At 29.1% G+C, this 966-nt stretch carries 1 protein-coding gene; it reads right to left on the bottom strand.

The annotated features are described in order from the left end of the window. Positions 1-87 precede the first annotated feature (87 nt). Positions 88-630, bottom strand: a complete 543-nt coding sequence (locus IV513_RS15505) for a hypothetical protein (protein ID WP_209391452.1) — start codon at positions 628-630, stop codon at positions 88-90. Positions 631-966: the final 336 nt, after the last annotated feature.

The raw sequence follows: 966 nt of genomic DNA, 5'->3' as shown, positions 1-966 counted from the left end.
CAAGCTAAATCGAAGATATTTTGGAGATAGCCTCTTTGAAAGGCTTATTATTGCTAACATTACAGGGTTATGATTAAAAACGGATAATCAAATTTTTTTATTTATCAATTTGAAAAAATCTTCTTTTGGTTCAATATTGACAGGAATGATTTTTCCGTTGATAATTCTGTAATATGTACTACCTACAAAATTTCCGCCACCCCAACTTCGAATTAGAAATAGGTCATTAGGAATTACTTCGCCAAAACCATTTTCTGAAATTCCTTCTTCAGAACCTGCTTTTGCAATTTCAGGAAGCCCTCCAAAAATTCCACATAAATTATTATTTATTTCTTCTTTATTAGTATTAAGTTTTGTTAATTCATCTAGATTTTCAACATATTTTATCTTTAATTCATCTTCATAATCATTATTAAAACCTTCAATATTACAAGGCGCAGCATTGTTTGTCACTAAAGTATCAGCAAGTGCTGTTAACAATGATTTAGGATACTTCTTATATTTAAATTCCTTTTCCATTTGCTTAACTAAATCCTTCTTTAGATATTCTTTGTAAAATGAAACTCTGTTGTTTTGTGCACTTAAAATTCCGGAAAAAATAATTCCAGATAATAATAGAATTTTTTTCATTTGTTAGTTTATTTATAATTTATATGTTTTATGCTGTTTCTCAATGAGGTTTCTGCTAACGGAAAAAGTATTGGCGAAGTGCGGGCTTTCGGAGAACTGAAAGTTCAAGAAAGACCAAACTGAGCCGATATTTTTTCCATGAACTAAATTACAAAAAAACTGTGAATGGAAAAATAGCGGCGGCGAAAAAGTGTTGGATTTTCAATTCGGAGTTTAATCCCGCATTTTGCCAATACTATGTTAGGCGACGTTTTTATTTTTTCTCATAATAATATTTCAAACCATTTTCAAGTTCAATTATTATGGTATCATTTTTTAGATTTTTTAGAATTTTAT

Source organism: Chryseobacterium sp. RR2-3-20, assembly GCF_017808115.1.
Taxonomy (GTDB): Bacteria; Bacteroidota; Bacteroidia; order Flavobacteriales; family Weeksellaceae; genus Chryseobacterium; species Chryseobacterium oryzae.
The sequence above is the reverse complement of the archived record's forward strand: the minus strand, read 5'-3'. Positions and strand labels throughout refer to the sequence as shown.

Bases quoted from the DNA above. Each gene is read 5' to 3' on its own strand.
- IV513_RS15505 (WP_209391452.1), bottom strand. From the start codon at position 630: ATGAAAAAAATTCTATTATTATCTGGAATTATTTTTTCCGGAATTTTA.